Annotated in this window: 10 protein-coding genes; 6 read left to right on the forward strand and 4 right to left on the reverse strand. The window is 69.4% G+C overall.

Annotated elements, in window-relative coordinates; all coding sequences use genetic code 11:
• The first annotated feature begins 310 nt into the window (after positions 1 to 310).
• The 3 genes from WMF42_RS43000 (at position 311) to WMF42_RS43010 (ending at position 5,295) form a co-directional block, all read left to right on the forward strand.
• Positions 311 to 2,293: an ABC-F family ATP-binding cassette domain-containing protein gene (locus tag WMF42_RS43000; RefSeq protein ID WP_437689015.1), complete on the forward strand. Its 1,983-nt coding sequence runs from the start codon at positions 311 to 313 to the stop codon at positions 2,291 to 2,293.
• Positions 2,294 to 2,354: 61 nt separating this feature from the next.
• On the forward strand, positions 2,355 to 2,615 hold the full coding sequence (locus WMF42_RS43005; RefSeq protein ID WP_061611260.1) for a hypothetical protein: 261 nt from the start codon (positions 2,355 to 2,357) through the stop codon (positions 2,613 to 2,615).
• 418 nt (positions 2,616 to 3,033) lie between these two features.
• Positions 3,034 to 5,295, forward strand: a complete 2,262-nt coding sequence (locus tag WMF42_RS43010; protein WP_437689018.1) for a S46 family peptidase — start codon at positions 3,034 to 3,036, stop codon at positions 5,293 to 5,295.
• A 62-nt stretch (positions 5,296 to 5,357) separates the two neighbouring features.
• Here the strand turns inward: WMF42_RS43010 and WMF42_RS43015 are convergent, their stop codons facing one another.
• From WMF42_RS43015 to WMF42_RS43025, 3 genes are all read right to left on the reverse strand, one after another.
• A complete protein-coding gene (locus WMF42_RS43015; protein ID WP_437689020.1) occupies positions 5,358 to 6,905 on the reverse strand; it encodes an ATP-binding cassette domain-containing protein in 1,548 nt (515 codons plus the stop codon).
• 287 nt (positions 6,906 to 7,192) lie between these two features.
• Positions 7,193 to 7,894 (reverse strand): DJ-1/PfpI family protein, encoded by a 702-nt coding sequence (locus WMF42_RS43020; RefSeq protein WP_061611269.1) that lies wholly within the window; start codon positions 7,892 to 7,894, stop codon positions 7,193 to 7,195.
• Positions 7,895 to 8,116: 222 nt separating this feature from the next.
• The gene (locus WMF42_RS43025) at positions 8,117 to 8,788 is read right to left on the reverse strand and encodes a TetR/AcrR family transcriptional regulator (protein WP_275936205.1); all 672 of its coding nucleotides are present in this window, start codon (positions 8,786 to 8,788) and stop codon (positions 8,117 to 8,119) included.
• Positions 8,789 to 9,025: 237 nt separating this feature from the next.
• On the opposite strand from WMF42_RS43025, the gene WMF42_RS43030 reads away from it, so the two are divergent.
• The 3 genes from WMF42_RS43030 to WMF42_RS43040 all read left to right on the forward strand — a co-directional run bounded on the left by WMF42_RS43030 (position 9,026) and on the right by WMF42_RS43040 (position 13,493).
• Positions 9,026 to 10,030: a methyltransferase gene (locus WMF42_RS43030; RefSeq protein WP_420895032.1), complete on the forward strand. Its 1,005-nt coding sequence runs from the start codon at positions 9,026 to 9,028 to the stop codon at positions 10,028 to 10,030.
• Between the two features lie 1,165 nt (positions 10,031 to 11,195).
• Complete coding sequence (locus WMF42_RS43035; protein WP_061611264.1) at positions 11,196 to 12,389, forward strand: cytochrome P450; 1,194 nt, start codon at positions 11,196 to 11,198, stop codon at positions 12,387 to 12,389.
• A gap of 111 nt (positions 12,390 to 12,500) precedes the next feature.
• Entirely contained in the window at positions 12,501 to 13,493 is a 993-nt protein-coding gene (locus tag WMF42_RS43040) for a terpene synthase family protein (protein ID WP_437689023.1), read from the forward strand.
• 70 nt (positions 13,494 to 13,563) lie between these two features.
• On the opposite strand, the gene WMF42_RS43045 is transcribed toward WMF42_RS43040, so the two are convergent.
• On the reverse strand, positions 13,564 to 18,498 hold the full coding sequence (locus WMF42_RS43045; protein WP_437689025.1) for an AAA family ATPase: 4,935 nt from the start codon (positions 18,496 to 18,498) through the stop codon (positions 13,564 to 13,566).
• Positions 18,499 to 18,684: the final 186 nt, after the last annotated feature.

The raw sequence follows: 18,684 nt of genomic DNA on the forward strand, positions 1-18,684 counted from the left end.
TGCTCACCCACCCTCTTCCATCACGGCGGGCAGGGCGGGGCGGCGCCGCGCCCCGGGCACATCGGTAGAGCCGTCCCCGGCCCGAGCTGCGCCAACCTCGTTCGTGGGCGCCAGATGCCGTGTTCGAGGAGCTGCCGTCCTCCTCGACCCGCAGGATCTGGACGCGCGGCGCGCGGCGCGCCGCTGATCGAGGCGAGCAGCCTGCGCAGCGGCGCGCCGCCCGGGGTCGCCGCCCGCGCTCGGGGCGTCGACGGCGCCTCCTCAGCAAAGCGGGCCCCTGCGGCATCCGCTGCGCTAAGCTCCGCGCCCTGTGCCTGTCCTCACCGCTCACGATCTCCACAAAGCTTTCGGCCCGCAGACGATCCTCGACGGCGTCACCGTCACCATCCGCACGGGCGAGCGCGTCGGCCTCGTCGGGCTGAACGGCTCCGGCAAGAGCACGCTGGCCCGCATCCTCGCCGGCGTCGAGCTGCCGGACAGCGGCACCATCTCCCGCCGCCGCGGCGCCGAGATCGGCGTGCTCTCCCAGGACCCTGTCTTCGAGCCGTCCGACACAGCGCGCGACGTCGTGCTCGCCGGGCTCTCCGCGTGGCACGCCGCCAAGGCCCGCCACGACGAGGTGAGCCGCTCGCTCGCCGCCGGCGCCGGGGACGCCGAGGCGCTCCTCGCCGCGCAGACAGAGGCCGCGGCGGACGTCGAGCGGCTCGGCGGGTGGGACATGATGCACCGGGTCGACGCCATCATCGGCCACGTCGGCGTCACCCGGCCCGACGCGCCCATGAGCGTGCTCAGCGGCGGCGACCGCCGGCGCGTCGCCCTCGCGCGCCTGCTCGTGTCGCGGCCGGCGCTCGCCGTGCTCGACGAGCCCAGCAACCACCTCGACGTCGAGACGGTCGAGTGGCTCGAGCGCTACCTCGTCGAGGAGCACCCCGGCGCGCTGCTCCTCATCACCCACGACCGCTACCTGCTCGACAGGGTCGTCGAGCGGACGCTCGAGATCGACAAGGGCAAGGTCTACAGCTACGACGGCGGCTATGAGGAGTACCTCGAGCAGAAGTCCGAGCGCCTCGCGCTCGAGGCGCGCACCGAGTCGAACCGGCAGAACTTCCTGCGCACCGAGCTCGAGTGGCTGAGGCGCCAGCCGAAGGCGCGCACCGGCAAGCAGAAGGCGCGCATCCAGCGCGCGGAGACGACCAAGGCCGCCCCGCCGCCGAAGGCCGAGCGCACAGCGCAGCTCTCGGTCGAGTCGGTGCGCACCGGCAAGACCATCCTCGAGCTGAAGAAGCTCGGCCTCGCGGTCGACGGAAAGTGGCTCGTGCGCGGCCTCGACTTCTCCCTCACCAAGGGCGAGCGCGTCGGCGTCGTCGGCCGCAACGGGACGGGCAAGACCACCATGCTGCGGGCGATCCTCGGCCAGGTCACCGCCGAGGGCGACGGCGCTGCCGCCGAGGGGCCCACGATGGAAGGCGAGGTCGTGCTCGGGAAGAACTCGAGCATCGCCTACTTCGACCAGCACCGCAGCGGGCTCGACCTCGACAAGTCGATCTTCGAGAACATCGCGGGCTCCCACACGCGCGTCGAGGTCGGCGGCCGATCCATGGACGTGCGCAGCTACCTGGAGCGGTTCCTCTTCGACCCGAACAAGGCGCGGCAGCCGGTCGGCTCGCTCTCCGGCGGGGAGCGGGCGCGCGTGGCGCTCGCGAAGATGCTCACCCAGAGCGTCAACGTGATCATCCTCGACGAGCCCACGAACGATCTCGACGTGATGACCCTGGCCGCGCTCGAGGGGATGCTCGTCGAGCTCGACGGCTCGGCGCTCGTCGTGACCCACGACCGCTGGTTCCTGAACCGGGTGGCGACCTCGATCCTCGCGTTCGAGGGCGGCGGCCGGGTGGTGCGGTACGCGGGCAACTACGACGCCTACCGCGAGCAGCGCGCCCACGCTGCGGCCGAGGTCGAAGCCGAAGCCGCGGCGCGGGCCGCGAGGGCGCAGGCCGCGGAGCCCCGGCCCGCGCAGGCGCCGGCGAAGACCGCCGCGCGGGCAGGCGGCGCGCCGAAGCTCACGTACGCCGAGCGGACCGAGCTCGACGGCATCGTCGGGCGGATCGACGAGGCCGAGCAGAAGGTCCGCGAGCTCGAGGCGAAGCTCGCCGACCCGACGCTCTACTCGAGCCGCGGCGCCGAGGTCGCGGGGCTGCTCTCGGATCTCGACCGCGCCAGGCAGGAGGCGGCGCGCCTGGTGAGCCGGTGGGAAGAGCTCGAGACGAAGCGCGAGGCGGCGGGCAAGAGTTGACGCGCGTGACGGGCGCGCGACGGCCCTTGTCGACGAGGCGCCACCCGGCGACCATGGCCCCATGATGACCGTGTTCGAGGTGTACCTCGCCGAGGGAACGGGGAGCGCCGACCTGCTCAGCGCCGAGGTGCTGAAGGAGACGGGCGCGCAGGTGATGACCCTGGAGGAAGCCAAGATGGTCGGCTTCCAGGGTCTGCAGACGCTGGACGGCGCCGGCGACGTGCGGCTCATCGCCGTGGCCGCGCGCGACGCGCCGTGGATCCACCGCTGTCTCGAGGGCAGCCGGGGGGTCGTCTCGTTCCGGGCCCACCAGGTGGACTGAGCGGCGAGCGCGCGCCGCCCGACCGAGCCCCTCGGTGGCCATGGCGGCCCGCCGATGCGTCGAGCGGCTCGGCGCCCGCGGCGGCGGGGACCGCGTCCCGGACAGCGCGAGATCGACCGCGCCGTCGAGGAGGCGCTCGGGGGCGACGCCGCGCGCGGCGGCCCGCGCGCGACATGACCGGATCGCCGCGCATGCCAGTCCATCCGCCGGACGCCGAGAACATGAAGTTCCGGCAAGCGCGCTGAAGAAGGTGAATCTCTCCTTCGACGAACATCGGAGAACTCCGGTGTTCGTCGCCACGCAGGGAGCGGCGCCGCGGTCGAAATACGCAGTTTCGCCGCGCGCACAGCGCTTGCCTGGCGCCACTGGAGAGGTCCGGTGTGGTTGCTTTACGCACCGGCGATGGTAACAAGACCGCATGTTTCATTTCTCTCCACGTGGTCATGCGCTCTTTGCGCTCTTCGCGCTCTCCGCGCTCGCGCCGGGGTGCGGGTCGGAGCGGCCGCAGGCGGGCGACACGAGGCCGCCGGCGTCGGGGCCGGGGCAGGGGGCGCCCTTCGAGAACCCCGGCGGGATGTGGTTGCCCGAGCAGATGGCGCAGCACAAGGACCAGCTCAAGGCGCTCGGCCTCGAGATCGATCCGGCGTCGCTCACCGATCCCACCGCGTCTCCGCTCGGGGCGGTGGTGAGCCTGGGCGGCTGCTCGGCCTCGTTCGTGTCGGCCGACGGGCTCATCGCGACAAACCACCACTGCTCCACGCGTGCGCTCCAGTACAACTCCACCCCGGAGCAAGACCTCCTGACGAACGGCTACCTGGCGAGGACCCGCGCCGAGGAGAAGTGGGCCGGCCCCACCGCGCGCGTGTTCGTGACCCGCGCGTTCCGCGACGTCACCGACGAGGTGCGGCGCGGCATCGCGTCGATCACGGGCGACCTCGAGCGCTACGAGGAGATCGAGAAGCGCAAGAAGCAGCTCGTGGCCGCGTGCGAGGAGGGGCGCCCCGAGGTCCGCTGCTCCATTGCCGAGTATTTCGGGGGCGGCAAGGTCTCGCTGATCGAGCAGCTCGAGATCAAGGACGTCCGCATCGTCTATGTCCCGCACGAGGGCATCGGCAACTTCGGCGGTGATATCGATAACTGGCGCTGGCCACGCCACTCCGGCGATTTCGCCTTCTTCAGGGCGTATGTCGGCAAGGACAACCGCCCGGCGAGCCACGCCGACGACAACGTGCCGTACCGCCCGGCGCACCACCTGAAGCTCGCGTCCGCGCCGCTCAACCAGGACGACCTGGTGATGGTCGCCGGCTATCCCGGCACGACGAACCGGCTCCGGACCGCGGCAGAGGTGGAGTCCGCCGTGTCGTGGCAATACCCGAAGCGGGTGTCGTTCTACGAAGAGTCGATCGCCCTGCTCGAGGATCTCGGCAAGGACGACCCGGCGGTGAGGATCAAGGCGCAGCCGACAATCCAGGGCTACAGCAACTACCTGCTCAAGACGCGCGGGCTCCTCGACGGGCTGGTCCAGGGCGGCCTGGCCAGGGAGAAGGCCAAGCTGGAGGCGGAGCTCAAGGCCTGGATCGACGCCGACCCGGCGCGCAAGGCGGCGTACGGCGGCGCGATCGAGCAGATCGCCGCGGCGCACGCCGAGCAGCAGAAGACGCGCGAGCACGACGCGACGGTGTCGGAGATCCTGTCGTCCGCGAGGCTCCTCGACGCCGCGGTCACGATCGTGCGCATGGCCGAGGAGCGGCCCAGGGCCGACGCCGAGCGCGACCCCGAGTACCAGAAGCGCAACTGGGAGCGCCTCGAGCAGGCGCAGGTGTCGCTCCAGAAGTCGTACAGCCGGACGATCGATCAGGGCACCTTCAAGCTGGCCGCGCGGCGCGCGCTGCGGCTCGATCCGAAGGAGCGGCCCGCGCTCATCGGGAGCCTCGCGGGCGGGCAGGCGCCGACAGAGGCCGCCCTCGGCGCGGCGATCGACGCGATCTACGCCGGCACGGCGCTCGAGGACGCGACGGCCCGGGTCAAGCTGCTCAAGACGGCCACCGTCGAGGAGCTCAAGGAGAGCCGGGATCCGATGATCCGCCTGGCGCTGGAGCTCGCGCCCGTCGAGAGGGCCATCGAGGCGCGCGACAAGGCGTACGCCGGGGCGATGACCCTGGTGAAGCCGCGCTTCGTCGAGGCGCTCCGCGAGTACAGGGGCGGGATGCTGGCGCCCGACGCGAACGGCACGCTGCGCATCACGTACGGCACCGTGCGGGGCTACAAGCCGGAGATCGACAAGCCGGTCTATCGCCCGTTCACGGTCGTGAGCGAGCTCGTGAAGAAGAACACAGGCAAGCCGCCGTTCAACGCCCCGGAGGCGCTGCTCGAGGCGGCGCGCGAGAAGCGGTTCGGCCCGTACGTGGACGACGAGCTCGGCGAGGTCCCTGTCTGCTTCCTGAGCGATCTCGACATCACGAACGGCAACTCCGGCTCCGCGACGCTGAACGCGCGCGGCGAGCTCGTGGGCCTCGCCTTCGACGGCAACTACGAGGCGATGGCGTCCGACTGGCTCTTCATGCCGTCGATCACGCGGACCATCCACGTCGATCACCGCTACATGCAGTGGGTGATGGATGCGGTGTCGGGCGCCGACGCCGTGCTCCAGGAGATGGGCGGCACGCCCGTCCTCCCGTGAGCGCGGCCGCGGCGGCGCCGGCGCGGGTCATGCGCCGGCGCCGCGGCCCCCACCGCGACGGCTCAGGGCGTCGGGCTCACGCGCCGGCGTCGGTCGGCGTTGTCGGATGACACCCGCACGTCGCCCTCGGTCACCGTCCAGAGGATCGACGTGCAGCTCCGCCCGAACGCGGGGTCGTGGGTGACCAGCAGCAGCGCGCCCGGGTAGTCGGCGAGGGCGCGCTCCAGCCGCTCGATCGAGGGCAGATCGAGGTGGTTGGTCGGCTCGTCGAGCACGAGCGCCCACGCGTGCTGCCCGAGGCCCAGCGCGATCATCAGCTTCCGCGCCTCGCCGGGCGAAGGCCGCGCCGACGCGAGCAGGCGCCCCGGCTCGACGCCGAGCGCCGCCACGAGCGACATCACCCGACCGCGCTCCTCCGGGGGCAGGCGCCGCGCCGCCGCGATGAGCGCCTGCTCCTCGGCCTCTCCGAGCTCCTGCGGCACGTGGAACACCCTGTTCGCCGGCACCCGCGCGCTCGCGAGCAGCGCGTTGACCAGCGTTGTCTTGCCGCCCCCGTTCGGGCCGGCGATCCGGATGCGGTCCTCGCGGCCGACGCTGAGCCGCACGTCCCGCAGGAGCGCGGGGCCCTCGCCGCCGCCCGCGCGGATCTCGGGCGCGTCGAGCACGAACAGCCACGGCGCGGGCGATCGCTCGTAGCCGACGAACACGCTGCGCCCCACCGCCTTCTCGAACTCGAACTCTCCCGCCTCGGCCGACACCTTCTCGAGCTTGCTCCGCGTCACGCCGACGGTGCGCGACAGCCGCGCCTCGGCCGACGACACGCGGAAATTGGCCAGCATGCCCCGGGCGTCGTGATCGCGCGGGCCCTTGCTCCGCTTCCCGATGCTCCGCTGCGCGTCGGCCGCGGCCTGATCCCGCCGCTCCTCGCCGAGGCGGCGGCGGAGCTGCCGCTCCTCGGCGCGCAGCCGCTGGTGCGCCTCCTCGCGCCCGCGCGCCTCGGCCTCCCAGAGCTCCCTGGCCGCGCTGTAGCCGCCCGGATAGAGCCGCGCCGCGGCGCGATCGACCCGGATCGTGCCCACGGTCAGCGCGTCGAGGAGCTCGCGATCGTGCGAGACGCACGCCCCGATCCCCTGGAACCCGCTCAGCGCGCCGACGAGCAGCGCCCGCGCGTCCGCGTCGATGTGGTTCGTCGGCTCGTCGAGCAGGAGCAGGTCAGGCGCCGCGGCGAGCGCCGCGCCGATCTGCCACCGCTTGCGCTCGCCGGGCGACAGCGTGGCCCAGCGCTCGAGCGCCGCCGGATCCAGCAGGAGCTCGCCGCGCAGCCGGCGCGCCGCGCCGTCGTCGGCCGCGCCGAGCGCGCGGATCGCCGCGCCGGCGTGCTCGACGGCCTGCGGGCAGACCGCGATCGACGCGCCCCGCGGATCGAGGCGCACGCTCCCCGCGTCGGGCGCGAGCTCGCCGGCGAAGAGCCGGAGGAGCGTTGTCTTGCCGGCGCCGTTCGGCCCGACGATCCCGTACCAGCCGGGCGTCACGCAGAGATCGACGTCCGCGAGGATCGGGGACGCGTCGGAATAACAAAAGGAGAGACGATGCGCGCGCAACGACGACATACAAGCTCCTGAATCCTGAGGGCCACGCGGCCCGGTCACGGGACGGGCAGGCTGCGTCGCGCGGCCAGGCGAAAGGGGCCTGGCGCGCTCGCGACCTGCGACGGAGACCGATTCAGGAGCTGATCTTCACCGGAGCACTCTCCTCTTGCGTCAGCGGCAATGTGTAACAGACCGACGCGGCCCGCGCAACCGACGCAACCGGCGCAACCGGCGCGGCCGAGGTGACCTGTGCGCCGCGGTCACGTCGGCCGCGCGCGGGGCGCGGGGCGCGGGGCGCCGACATGCCCTCAGGGGAACAGCTTCTTCGCGAGCTCGGGTTTGCCGGCCAGGATGTCCCGCAGCGCGGGGGTCACGCTCTCGAGCAGCGTGGGCCCGATCTTCGCGTCCTCGACCCAGCGCCAGTCGATGGGGCCGAGCGGCGGCTCGGGGTCGTACTCGACGATCGCCTGGATCGTGCGCGCCACGTCGTTGCCCGCGAGCCGCGCGACAAGGGCGATCGCCATGTCGATGCCGGCCGCCACGCCCGCGGCGGTGATGACGTTGCCGTCCTCGACCCACCGCTTGCGCACAGGAACCGCGCCGAGGCGGCCGAGGTGCTCGAGGAACGTCCAGTGCGTTGTCGCGCTGCGCCCCTCGAGCAGCCCCGCCGCGGCGAGGATGATCGACCCGGTGCACACCGAGCCGAGCAGCTCGGCGGTCTTCCCCGCGGAGCGGACATAGGCCATCAGCTTGTCGTTCGCGATCGCCTTGATCGGGCCGACAAGCCCGCCGGGGATCACGAGCGCGAACGGCTCGGGCACCTGCTCGAAGGTCCGCTCCGGCTGCATGCCGATCCCGACGTCGGTGGGCATCGGCTCCAGGCGCTCTCCGACCGTGACAACGTCGAAGGCGCCGAAGCTCTCGAGGTTCTTGACCACCTGGAGCGGCCCGATGAGGTCGAGCGGCGTCATGTCAGGATAGATGAGGAACGCGATCTGCCTCTGTTGCATGAGAACTCCGTCGTGGGGCGCCGAGCGCGGGCGCGTCAGGGGCTCGCGCGACCCGCCGGCGCAGCCGGGGTCGCACGCGAGGACCCAGGTGAGCCCGCAGCGGGACACGCCGCAAGCGCGAACCGCAGCAGGCGCCGCAGCGAATGTGCGCGCGCGGGGGGCCGCGCCGTCGACGCGCGACGCGCGCGCCCAGGGCAGACGCCGGGCGCGCCCGCGCGCACCTCAGGCGGCGAGGAAGCCGCCGTCGACAGCGTCCTCGCCTCGGGCGGCCACGGCGACGCGCGCCCCCGCGCGGGCGAACGCGCGCGCCGTCGCGAGGCCGATACCGGAGGTGCCCCCGGTGACGAGCGCGACCCGTCCGGAGAAATCGTATCGGATCATGAGAGCCCTCCTGTGGATGAACCTACGCAGCGTCGGAGCCGATAGGCTTGTGTCGCCGGCGCGGACGGCGCCGCTCGCGACGCCCTCCGCGAGCAGGGCCCGGAGCTCCGCGGCGCCCGCCTCGCAGATGGCCTTGTGCAGGCCGCGGACCTCGGCGTCCGCCGTCGGGTCGGCCGCCGCCGCGGACAGGCGGGCCAGGCGCGGGTGCTCGACGAGGAACGCCATGCCGCGCTCGATGACGGCCTCGAGGCGAGCCCAGAAGTCGCCCTCCAGCGGCGCGGCGCCCACGAGCGCGCGCTTGCGCCGCGGCGCCTCCTCGGTGAGGAGCCACCGGTAGAGGTCGAGCTTGTCGTCGAAGTACTGATAGAAGCTGCCCTTCGGGATGCGCGCGCGGCGCGCGATCTGCGACAGCGAGGCCTCGGCGTAGGTCCTGTCCGCGAACTCGGCGATGGCCTCGCGGACGAGGCGATCCCGCCGCTCCTCGGGCAGCCCAAAGAACGTGCTCTTCGGCATGCGACCGGTCACTCATATGACCGACCGGTCGCATGGTCGAGGCATGTTTCACGATCACGGCATGCTGGTCTCACGGACAGGGCATGTGTGAACGCGTGCTCCTCGTACCTCCTGCGCCCTCCACGCTCGGCGGCGAGGCCTTGCTCCGCGCGGGTGCCGCCCTGGGCGAGGCTTGCCATGGCGGCGCTGTTCACGTAGCACGATCTCGGGAGAAACCTGACCATGCATGAACAATCGATGCCTCCGTCGGCGCATGTTCTTCAGATGATCACCGCTTCCTGGATCACGCAGGCCATCGTCACGGCCGCGAAGCTGGATATCGCGGATCGCGTCAAGGATGGCCCTGTCGCCGTCGAGGCGCTCGCGGAGGCCACCGGCGTCCACGCGCCCTCCCTCTATCGCGTCCTGCGCGCGCTCACCTCCGTCGGGGTGTTTGCGGAGACGGATCCGGGCCGCTTCGGGCTCACGCCGCTCGCCGACTGCCTGAGGAGCGACGCGCCGGGCTCGCTCCGCGCCTATGCGCTCATGACGGGCGACGCGTGGTGCCAGCACAGCGTGATCGACCTGCTGCGCTGCGTGGAGACGGGCAAGCCCGCGCCGACGCGGCTCTACGGCGTCGACAACCTCTTCCAGTACTTCGAGACGGCGCCGGAGGCCGCGGCCCGCTTCAACGACGCCATGACGTCCTTCGCCACGCAGATCCACAGCGCGGCGGCGGCGGCGTACGACTTCTCCGGGGTGCGCCGCCTCGTCGACGTGGGCGGCGGGCACGGGGCGCTGCTCGCGTCCATCCTCTCGCGCCATCCGGAGATGCGCGGCGTCCTCCTCGACAAGCCGCACGTGGTCCGCGACGCGCAGGCGAGCCTGGAGCGGGCGGGGGTGGCCGCGCGCTGCGAGGTGACGGGCGGCGACTTCTTCCGCTCCGTTCCCGAGGGAGCGGACGCCTACATCCTCTCTGCCATCCTCCACGACTGGAGCGACGACGAGTCCCTCGTCCTTCTCAGGAACATCCGCCGCGCGATCGCCGACGGCGGCCGGCTCCTGGTGGTCGAGGCCGTGATCCAGCCGGGCAACGGGCCGGACTTCGGCAAGGTCTTCGATCTGGCGATGCTCGTCGCCGGCGGCGGCCGGGAGCGCACCGAGGCGGAGTACCGCGCGCTCCTCTCCGCCGCCGGCTTCCGCCTTTCGCGGACGTTCCCCACAGCCAGCCCGACGACTGTGATCGAGGCGGTCCCGGCGTAGGCCGGCGCGCCGCGGAGGAGGGGGATTCCCTAGGGGAGCGCCTTCACCGCGGCGGAGGACGTGCCGAGCGCGAGGTCGAGCGCCCCGCGACATGGACGCCGCCACGAGGGCATCCAGGCGTCCTGAACGCGCTCCGATGAGCCGAGGCGTTCATCTTGCATAGCGAGCGGACGAACTCTTGCTTCGTCGCGTCACGCTGCCATGCGCCTCACATTCTCGGTGAATTCCTCTGCTGCCAACATTCTCGTGGAAGGCCACAGGCAGTCTTTCGGACGAGCGCCACGGGCTTTCTCTCTCCTCGGTCCGCTCCGACGGGACGCCTTGAAGGCGTCGAGGTCGCGCGCCGGGGATTCACGAATGAAAGCCGAGACGATTGAAGGTTTCATCGCTGCACAGTCGCGCGCGACACGCCATGCACATCCAGCGTTCACCGGCTGCCGAGCGCGATCCCTCTCCACTGGAAGGCCGTCGCGGCGAGCTTCCCTGCAGCAGGTCTCCTGACGCGTGGTCATGAAGCGCGCGCCCGGCCTTCTTGCAGGATTTTTGTGCTTGGCGCGATGTGACGTGCCCTGGTCTGGCCGCCGCATCCACAGATTCGGTACCGAGAGAGCCTCGAGCGCGCGACGGTCTTCGCGCACGGTTCATGAGCAAAGAATACAGTTGCGCATTCGTCCCCATAGTATACCATCCCGGCCTTAGATGGAGGAGCACCGACCAAACCATCAGAAACCCGCAGCAGGCAAGAGCGTTTGAACGCGCGCTTGTTGGCTCTGGTCTCATGATGCACCGGGCGGCGTCCTCGCAGCAGTCCGATCCCGCGTGAGTCTCGCGCGCTCGCTCCTGGCGAGCGCGGGGACGACCGAAAGATTCAGCACGTAAGGCGGCAGCTCGAGCGTCGGCTCGGGCCGCGCAGCGGCTGTCTCGTGGCCTGCTGGCGAGAGATGCGTCCAGGAGACGACGCGCTGACGCATCGCACCGATGCGCCCTGCGACGATCGATTCGTGCTCTTCCAGGTGCCGTGGGCGAGCCGCTCCCAACGGGGAGCGGCATGAGCACCATGGCGCCTCGCGATGACGCTACCTGACGGGCTGCGATACGGCAGTCCGGCCCATGTGCTCCGCCGTCGAGCCGCGGCGGTGCCCTCCCACGTCACAGGAAGAGTGCGATGAGTCGACTGAACTTATTTGCTCCTGATGTCCGAGAGAATCCGTATCCTTTCTATGCGGAGCTGCGGCGCAATTCGCCGGTGTGCCAGGTGGATCCCCATGGTATGTGGGCGGTAAGTCGGTATGATGACATCCAGGCGGCCCTCAAGAACACGCAGGTGTTCTCGTCCGCGGGGATGCGCGCCGCCACGGAGCCCCCCCACCTCGGGCGTCACAATCCGCTGTCTGACTCCCCGATCCTCGCAGACCCGCCGCGGCACACGCAGCTACGCAACCTCATCAATCGATCGTTCACGAGCGCCATGGTGAGCTCGATGGAGCCGCACATGCGCTCCACGGCCGCGGGGCTCGTCGACGAGCTGGTGCGACGCCGCAGGGCTGAATTCGTCTCTGAATTCGCGTGCCGCGCGCAGATCCGTGCCCTCGTCCGGCTGCTGGGCCTCGATCCCTCGCTCGAGAAGCAGTTTGTTCGCTGGACTGTCGACATGGTCAGCGTCGGGACCACCTCGCCGGAGGACCATGCGCGGCTCGACGAGGTGCGCCGGACCATCGACGAGATGGAGAAGTTCATGCAGGAGCTGCTCGCGAGCCGCCGTCAGCGGATGGGGAGCGACCTCGTGAGCGAGCTGCTCCGAACACGCGTGAACGACGCCGCGCTCACGGACAGGGACGTGACCGCCCTCCTCCTGTTGATCCTGGTGGCGGGGCTGGAGACGACCGAGACGCTGCTGACCCACATGGTGTTGATCCTGACCCAGCGCCCCGAGTGGACGGATCGCCTGCGCGCCGAGCCCACGCTCATCCCGCGCTTCATCGAGGAGGTGCTGCGCTTCGAGCCGCCGGTGCATGTCACCATGCGGCTGACCCTCGCCGAGACGGAGCTCGGCGGCGTGCGCCTGCCCGCCCACGCGATGGTGGCGCTGCTGCTGGGCTCTGGCCTCCGCGACGAGGCGCGCTTCCAGGACGCCGACCGCTTCGATCCTGCGCGGCCCGCTCAGGGCAGCCTCGCGTTCGGCCACGGCGCCCACTACTGCCTCGGCGCCCTGATGGCCCGGACTCAGGCCCGTATCGTGATGGAGGAGCTCCTGGGCCGATGCCGTCGCATCGAGCTGCGCACCGAGCGCCTCGAATGGAACTCGGCCCTCAACACCCGCTGCCCGCGGGCGCTCCCCATCGAGGTGCTCGCCGCGTGACGTCACCGTCGCGCGCAGCAGCTCACCGCAAAACGTTCCGCACACGCCGCGAGCCGCCGCCCCGCGCTCGCGGCAACACGGGCAGGAGGCCCGCCGTCTGCGATGGAGTCCATGATGTCGTCCAATCGAAGCAGCGTCGTCGTACCCAAGAACACAGCGGATCATTTCGAGTACCCGTTTACCGCGTCGTGTCATCCCGAGGTCGACGTCGTCGAACGTCGCACGTTGCACTGGGTCCGCCGGCTGCGGCTGGCGAACGACACCCGCGCGCTATCGCGCGTCAAGGCAGCGAAGGGAGCCCACCTGGCAGCCTGGGTATTCCCTTCCGCGAGCGTGCAGACCCTGCAGCTGGCCTCGGATTTCACAGCGGTGCTGTTCCTCCTGGACGATGCTTATGACGAGGGCAAGCTCAGCGAAGATCCCGAGGCCGTCGCGCGGCTCAACGAGAGGTACCTGGGCGAGCTCTTCGGGTACGTCGAGCCGGACAGGGATGACCCTCTGACGCGCGGGCTGCTGGACATCCGCGATCGTATCAAGGGGGGCCATCCCCACTTCTTCCTGAACCGCTGGCTGTCGCATTTCCAGTACTACTACGAGGCCAACCTATGGGAAGCGAACAACCGTATGCGGCGGAGGGTCCCGAGCATCGATGAATACATCATGATGCGACGGTACAGTGGAGCTGTGTATCCTTACTGTGATCTGATCGAGCTGCTGCTCGATCAACCGCTGCCGCTGGAGGTGGTACAGCAGCCGCAGCTACAGAAGGTGCGCGAGATCTGTAACGATATCCTCTGCTGGACCAACGATCACTTCTCGCTCGACAAGGAGCTGAGGTCGGGTGAGGTACACAACCTGATCATCGTCCTCCGAGACGAGGGCGGGCTCACGCTCGACGAGGCTACCGCGCGATTACGGCAAATGCATGATGACCGGGTTGCAGAGTACCAGGAAGTCAAGGAGAAGGTGCTCTCGTCGTGCTCGGCGAGCGGCATCCGTCAATACCTGGACGCGACCGACGCCATGATCGCGGGGCATCAGCGCTGGGCGCTCGCGGCGCTCCGCTACTCGGTGCTGGGGGACATCGTCGCGCACGCCGGATGACGTCGAGGAGCTCCAGGCGTCGGGGAGGCGGCGCGCCCTGCGCACCGTCCCCGAGGTGGGCTCGCGCTCTTCACGCGTGCAACCTGGCCGCGGTGCGCTTCATGGCATAGGCGATGCCGGCCTTGAGGTTGGCCCGCGTCTCTATCGATCCGAGATCCACGCCGAGCGCGACCAAGCTCTGCGCCACCGCAGGCCGCAGGCCGGTCAGGATCGCCCGGCTCCCCAGCAAGCTCACCGCCTGGGCCAGGCTCATCAACCTGCTCGCCACGCTCGTGTCCACGCTCTTGACCCCGGTGACGTCGACGATCACGACCTTCGCAGAGCTGGCGGCGACGCCCTGCATCGCGGCCTCGATCATCTGCGCAGCCCGCTTGTCATCGACGGTCCCGATGATGGGCATCACCATGATCTCATCGGTGATGGGGATGAACGGGGTCGACAGCTCGTGCAGCCGGTCCCGCTGGTTGCGGATGATCTCTTCCTGCATGTGAACGCGCTCCTCCTGCAGACGGACGCGCTCGGCGAGCTCTATTTGCAGCCTGTCGTTCAGGGCGCGGAGCTGCTCATTGGACATCCGTAGGTCGTCGGTGCGCGCCGCGACCTCTTGCTCCAGATCTTCATACAGCTTCGCGTTCTCTATGGAGATCGCGGCCTGCGTTGAGAGCAGGCTCAAGATCTCGAGGCGGTCCTTCGAGAACGCGCCTATCGACAGGTTGTTCTCGAGGTAGAATACGCCGACCAGCCGACCTTGCCGTATGATCGGCGAGCACATCAGCGATCTCGGTCGGTTGTCGCGGATGTATGGGTCGGACGAGAACCTGGCTTCGCTCGTCGCGTCGTCGAGCAAGACGCTCTCGAGCGTGCGCTGCACGTAGCTCACCACGGACAGCGGGACCTTGTTGAACGCGTTCATGGGAGCTCCTTTGAGCACGCTGACGTGCTTCGGCTCCAGGGTCCCTTCGGCCTCGACGAAGAGCGCGTCACCGCGCGCCAGCGCCAGCACGCCCGACTGCGCGCCGACGTTCTCGAGCACGATCGTCATCAAGCTATCCAGCAGCCTCTCGAGGACTATCTCGCTCGCCAGGGCTTGCGAGGCCTTGACGACGCTCAGGAGGTCCAGCGTCGTCCCCTCGTGGCTGGACGTCACCGACACCGACGCTGGCTGCTCGGGCGTCCCCTCGAGGATGAGGTGAGGAAACGCCGAGACGAGGCTCTGGCACTTCCCGCCGGCCCCCCACAGCGCGTAGCCGCGGTAGGCCATCGTCATGTAATGCTGAGCGATCTCGTGCCGTCCCAGCTTGCGGTAGAACGACGACGCCAGCTCGCACGCCAGCGCCTCTTCCTGCATGTATCCCGTCTTCCGAGCTCCCTCGATGGCGCGGTCGTAGAGCTCCATCGCCTCGACCACGGCCCGCTTGACCCGCGCCAGCTCCGCGCCGACCAGCGCATGTTTGTGCGCGCCGTTCTCCGGGGCAGAGCGCGCCCACAGCTCGAGCCTGCGCTGGCTCGCGTCGACCGTCGCGAGCACGGCGCTTCGCTCGTCCTCCGCCAATCCATCGATCGCGGCCAGGGCCGAGAGCGAGCGATAGAAATTGTGCTCGAGGACGATGATCATGCCGCCGACCGCGTCCTGATACTCCTCGGCTGCCAGGAGGCAATTGAAGGCTCGCTTCGGGTCGTCGAAGTAATACAGCAGCATGCCCTTCGCCAGGTACAGCGAGAACATGGAGTTTCTGCTCTGCCCCAGCAAGGGGATCATCGTGGTCTCGTCGAAGATGTCGCCGACGAGCCCCAGCCGCTCCGCCGATGCATCCCTCAAGCTGTGCACGAGCTGCCGCCAGATCTTGCAGGAATAGAGCGAGTACTGATTGTTCAGCTTCTGGGACAGCTCTTCCGAGTGCTTCATTCGAAGCTCGGTCGCGGCGAGGTCCTCTCCCACGAAGAACGAGTGCATCGAGTGATGAACCGAGCTGTAGACGGAATACTCGATGTCGCCCGTCTCCAGGCCGACCTGGACGGCGTGGCGCATCGGCTCGAGCGTCTCGCGAAGGTGCCGCTTCCAGTGGTGGATGAGGACGTGCACGGTCGCGTGGATTTTACACTCCAGCTCGACCGCGCCGAACTGCTGTGTCAACCGGATCGCCAGCTGTCCGAGATCGAACGCTTCGTCGAAGTTGTCGGCGAAATACTGGATGACGCCGTACGTCGCGTAGGCGAGCGCCGCGAGCGGCGAGTTGCCGTGCCGCATGCAGATGTCCACCATCGTGAACGCGTTCGCCGGGAACAGGGCCGGCCTGGCGAGGTACACGGCCGGGTTGACGGTGGTCAAGATTCGAATCGCCGCGTCCATCCGCGGGTCGGAGAGGGGGGGGAGCTGCGCCAATCGCGCGACGCTGACGTTCGCCGGCGGTGCCTGACACGTCGTTATGTCGAGCATCGTGAGCACACCCAGCGCCACGTCGATGGCCTCCGGCATGCGGTTCTGCGATATGTAAAACTGGATGCGCGTCTCGTAGACCCGGAGCTTCTCCAGGACGTCCCTGGCGTGGTCGACGACGATCTGCGCGCACGACTCCGCTCGATCGAAGTTGATCGTCAGGTACTCGAGCTCGACGAGGTCCGTGTAGACCGCGAGCGACAGATCGTGGTCAGTCTCCCAGCAATCGTCGGGCAGGAAGGCGGCGGCGGCGCGGAGGCACTGCACCGCAGGGCCGTACGCCGTGGAGCGCCTGGCCTTCTGGCCGGCCCTCAGGTTGAGCGCCGCGGCCTCGCGGCGCTCCTGGCTGTCCACGATGATCTCGGCGCCCATGTTGAGGTGCGTCACGATGTCGTAGATCCGCTCCTCGATCGACGCGGCCGGGGTCTCCTCGAGAAGGAGCCGCCCGAGCTCCAGGTGGATCCTCTTCTGCTCGCCCTGGCTGAGCAGCTTGTAGGCCGCTTGCTGCACGCGGTCGTGGAGGAACTTGAACGCGACAGAGCTCCCGTCCGCGTCGTCGAGGAAGCGCGCGATCTTGTAGTCGCTGTCGACAGGCACGACGAGCCCCGCGTCGAGCGCGCCCCAGAGGTCCTCGTCGGTGGCGCGCAGGTCCTTCTTGTGGAGGAGCGCGAGGTGCTTCAGATCGAACTGGTTGCCGATGCACGCGGCGAGCTCGAGGACCTGCTGCGTCGGCCTCGCCAGACCCTGTATCCGGCGAATCATCAGATCGACGACGTTGTCCGCCACACCCATGCTCTCGATGTCGGCGATGCTCCACCGCCAGGCGCCCGTCTCCGAGCTGAAGCGCAGGTGCCCCTCGCGACAGAGGCTCTCCAGGTACTGGATCGCGAAGAACGGATTCCCGTCGGTCTTGGTAAAGATGATGTCCGACAGCGGGCGGCAATCTTCTCGAGGGGTGCCCAGCGAGTCGGATACGAGCTCGTTCACGTGCTCGCGCGCGAGCGGCGTCAGCGCGATCGTGCTCACGATCGCCTCGCTCTTGTCGAGCGCGCTCAGCATCACGCGGAGCGGGTGCGCGTCGTCCACGCCGTTGTCCCTGTACGACCCGATCAGCAGCAGGTGACGGATGTCCGGGTCCCGCACGAGGACCTCGATGAGGTTCAACGAACCGGTGTCCGCCCACTGCAGGTCGTCCAGGAACAGCACGAGGGCCCGCGTCTTCAGCGCGATCGCCCCGATGAAGTTGCGGAACGTCAGGTCGAACCGGTTCCGCGTCTCCATCGAGCCGAGGGCGGGCACCGGCGCCTGCTTGCCGATGATCAGCTCGATCTCCGGGATCACCTCGGCGATCACCTGCCCGTTCGGGGTGACCGCCGCGGCGATCCTGGCCCGCCAGTCGGCGATCTCGTCCTTGCTCGTCGTAAGGAGCTGCCGGACGACCTCCCGCAGCGCCGTGATCACGGCCGCGTACGGGACGTTGCGCGTGAACTGGTCGAACTTGCCGGCCGCGAAGTAGCCGCCCGCCTTCGCGATCGGCTTGTGGATCTCGCTCACCACCGCCGACTTGCCCACGCCGGAGTAGCCGGCCACGAGCACGAGCTCCGACCGGCCGTTCCCCCCCGCGCCGGACGCGTTGATCCTCCGGAAGGCCGCCATCAGCGTGTCGACCTCCTCGCTCCGGCCGTAGAGCTTCTGCGAGACCTGGAGCCTCGTGGACCTGTCCATCCGCCCCGGCACGAAGTCCAGCGCGTGCGCCCCGCTCTCGAGCATGTCCAGGCAGGCCCTCAGATCCGCCTTCAGGCCGAAGATGCTCTGATAACGCTCCTCCGCCGTCTTCGAGAGCAGCTTCATGATCACCCGGGAGAGCGCCTCCGGGATCTCCGGCCGGACCTGGTGCGGGGCGACCGGCGTCTTCGCGATGTGATGATGCACGAGCTCCATCGGATCGGTCGTCTCGAAGGGGAGGCGGCGCGTCGTGAGCTCATAGAGGGTGACGCCGAGCGAGTAGTAGTCCGAGCGGAAGTCGATCGATCGATTCATCCGGCCCGTCTGCTCGGGCGAGATGTATTGCAGCGTGCCCTCGCCGGGTGACCACGGGTCGTACACCGCCGCCCGCTCCCCCGGCAGCAGCGAGGCGATCGAGAAGTCCGTGAGCTTCGACGTGCTCACGTCGTGATCGACGATGATGTTGCTCGGCTTGATGTCCTTGTGGATGATGTTCCGCTCGTGAATGGCGCCGAGCGTGTCCGCGAGCTGGAGCGCCATCCTGACCGCGCGCGCGAGATCGATGCCCTCCCCGCCCTCGTCGAGGATCGTCCGCAGCGAGCGACCCACGAAGTACTCCATGATGAGCGCGGCGTAGTCGAGGCGGACCTCGAGATCGTAGACCCTGACGATGCCGTCGAGGTCGAGGTGCCTCGTGATCTCGTACTGGCGCTTGAGGACCGCGACGTTACGGGTGCCGTTGACACCCTTCCGGGCAACCTTGATGACGCACATCTTGCCCGTGCTCTTCTTGCGGCCGAGGTAGACGCTGCTGCGAGAACCGTCGTGCAACGTGTCGATCAACTCGTGATGCAACAGTTCGACCATGACCGCTACCCCCTCGAATCACCAGGCTATCTACCCCGACGCGACGATCGGCCCGCGTCGAGATGCCGGTCCCTGCACATGGCTGCTCATCGAGCGCACGGCCGTCGGCCGCGTCGGCGGACGCACGCGCGGGCCGTCGAGGTGCGAGCGTGCTCGGCAAGG

The sequence above is a fragment of the Sorangium sp. So ce176 genome (assembly GCF_051519835.1).
In the GTDB taxonomy this organism is placed as follows: domain Bacteria; phylum Myxococcota_A; class Polyangia; order Polyangiales; family Polyangiaceae; genus Sorangium; species Sorangium cellulosum_G.